A 2,606-nucleotide genomic window follows, 5' to 3' on the forward strand; every position below is an offset into this window, starting at 1 on the left:
CCCGGAAGCTGCCGGGGCTGGACTTGCGCGGAATGGGCAAGGCGTATCTGGCGTGTAGCCCTACTCAGCTACCGAACGGAAGCTACCACTGGGAAGTACCCCTGCTGCCCCCGGCTGAACTGCCCCTGCCCCCAGAGGGGCTGCTAGCCCGTCTGTTGCCTGAGCCCCCACCCCCACCGCCTGAGTACCAGCCCGTGAACTTCCGGGGCTTGAGGGGTGACAGGCTGACCCGCCGCCTGGAAGGGCTCTTGCGCTGGGCCTGTGAGCGGGTAGCCACTACCCCCGAGGGGCAACGCCATAACACCCTGCTCAGTTACGCCCGGCTGATAGGCGGCTATGTCCACCTGGGGCTGGACCCTGAGCAGGCCACCCGCGCCCTGACTGCGGCTGGGGTGCAGGCCGGGCTACCCCACCCCGAGGCTGAGGCCACCGCACGGGACGGGTTGAAGTACGGGCTGAGTGCGCCGCTCGAGTTGCCCGCTGATGGGGGGGGCAGGGTAAGCGCCGGGCAAAAGAGCACCCCCGAGGTGCGACCCGAGGAGGTATGGCCCGAGCCGGAACCGCTAGACACCGCCGCCAAGCTCAAGCCCTGGCCCACCGGTACGCTGCTGCCGCCGGATATTGAAGACTTCGGCCTGGTGTTCGCGGAACGGTTGTGCGTTGACCCTGGCCCGGTGCTGGTGGCGATGCTCGCCGCCCTCACCGCCGTGACCAATGGGCGGCTGTGGATTGAACCCGACCGGGATAACCCCACCTGGCGGGAACCCACCGCGCTGTGGCTTGCGGTGGTGATGGGGGTGTCCACGGGAAAGACCCCCATCCTCAAGACCGCGTTACAACCCGCCTGGGAGATCGAGAAGGAGTTGCGGAAGGAGCACGAGGAAGAGATGACCAAATACGAGGCCGAGCTTGCCCGCTGGGAGGCTGCCAAGCGTTCGGAGCGCGGCCCCAAACCTAAGCGCCCCACCCCCAAGCGCTTGCTGGCACAGGACGCTACCCGTGAAGCCCTGGCTGACCTTCTGGGAAATAACCCCGGCATTCTCGCGTATCACGACGAGCTCAAAGGATTGTTTGCGGAGTGGAACCGCGAAGACAAAAAACAAGACCGCGCTTTCTACCTGGCAAGCTACAGTGCGACCCCGACCCCGGTTGACCGGGTGGTACGGGGCTCCATGTTCGTCGAGAAGCCGGTTCTGTCCCTGCTCGGGTTTATCCAATATGGCCCCTTTCGGGAGCGGGTATTGGAGGCTCAAAGCGGGGACGGTAACGGAGCGGACGGCCTGCTACAGCGCTTCATCGTGGTCACGGCTCACGAACGACCCTGGCAAGACGACCGCCCGGCTATCGAGGCCGAGGTATGCACCCGCTACCACAACCTGGTGACCCGAGTCTGGGACATCTTGCGGGTAGGGGGAGAAAGGACGCTACACCTCGACCCCGAGGCCCAAGCGCTCTGGTATCAGTGGGAAAACTCGACCCAACGCGAGATGCGTAACCCCGACCAACCTGAAGCGTGGAAGGCTTTACTGGGGAAGCGCATGGGACTCACCGCCCGGCTCGCGGCTGTCCTCGCTGCTGCGTGGGAGGAATATGGCCCGGTGAGCGCTACTACCCTCAAGCGAGCTATCGCCCTGGTGAGGTGGTTAGAGCCTCACGCCCGGCGTATCTGGCACCGGGCGCTATCCGGCAACGATGAGCCGATAGTCAAACTGGCCCGCAAACTCCAAAGCGGGATGCTGGAGGTTGCGGGTAAGCGGTTGGAAGTCTTCACCGAGCGGGATATCACCCGCAACCAGGTAGGGGGGATTGCCCTGGTGGGGGAGGCCCGCCGGGTGCTAGCCGCCCTGGTAGAGGCTGGCTGGCTAATCCAGGACGGCAAGACCTACCGAATCAACCCACGGGTGAAGGAGGTGGGGAGTGTTTGACCTCGAGGACTTGCTAGCGGATTTGAGCAAACACAACACCCCCCCTACCCGCAAACCCGCAAACCCTCAAGAAACCGCGTCCAGGACGATAGAAGAGGTTGCGGGTAGTGAACCCGCAACCCACCCGCAAGCACCCGCAACCCACCCGCAAACGCCCGCAACCTCTACCCCCCTTGCGGGTGACTTGCGGGTTATGCGGGTTGATGCGGGTAACCTACCCGCACACGATAACGCCGTACAGGACGAGGAAAAACCCAACCTTGCGGGTTTGCGGGTTGGGGGAGTATTTGCTCAGCAACAACCAACCCGCGACCCCGACCCCTCGGGGTGTCCCACCCACTGGCAACGGGTACCAGAGTTGCCCCCTCGAGGCTCGAGGGTGGTTATGGCGGACGGTTCGGGGTTCGGGAACCTGTACCGCTTCAAGGTCGAGGGGGTGTGGTACTTGCTAAAGTTCCTCCCCCCCTTCGATGGCACGGTGTCTGTGACCGACCAGCGGGGCAGGGTGCGGGTGCTGGCTTCCCTCGAGGAGGCCGCAAGCTGGCTGGCTTGGTTGGCACAAGCGGATGAGGGGGTGGTAGTGATATGACCCGCTACCCCCACCTACCCCCCGCTGTACTACGACTGCTCGAGGCTGGCCCCTGGGAAGGAACCCCCACCTCGCTATACTCCGACCTCGAG

At 64.5% G+C, this 2,606-nt stretch carries 2 protein-coding genes; both read left to right on the forward strand.

What is annotated here, in order from left to right:
* On the forward strand, positions 1-1,925 hold a 1,925-nt coding region (locus Mlute_RS14815), incomplete at its 5' end, for a DUF3987 domain-containing protein (protein WP_119361300.1).
* Between the two features lie 385 nt (positions 1,926-2,310).
* Entirely contained in the window at positions 2,311-2,514 is a 204-nt protein-coding gene (locus Mlute_RS14820) for a hypothetical protein (protein WP_119361301.1), read from the forward strand.
* Positions 2,515-2,606: the final 92 nt, after the last annotated feature.

This window comes from Meiothermus luteus, assembly GCF_003574085.1.
GTDB lineage: Bacteria > Deinococcota > Deinococci > Deinococcales > Thermaceae > Meiothermus > Meiothermus luteus.

What these genes read in the sequence shown, in the direction of transcription:
- Mlute_RS14820 (WP_119361301.1), top strand. Translation starts at nt 2,311, where the DNA reads ATGGCGGACGGTTCGGGGTTCGGGAACCTGTACCGCTTCAAGGTCGAG.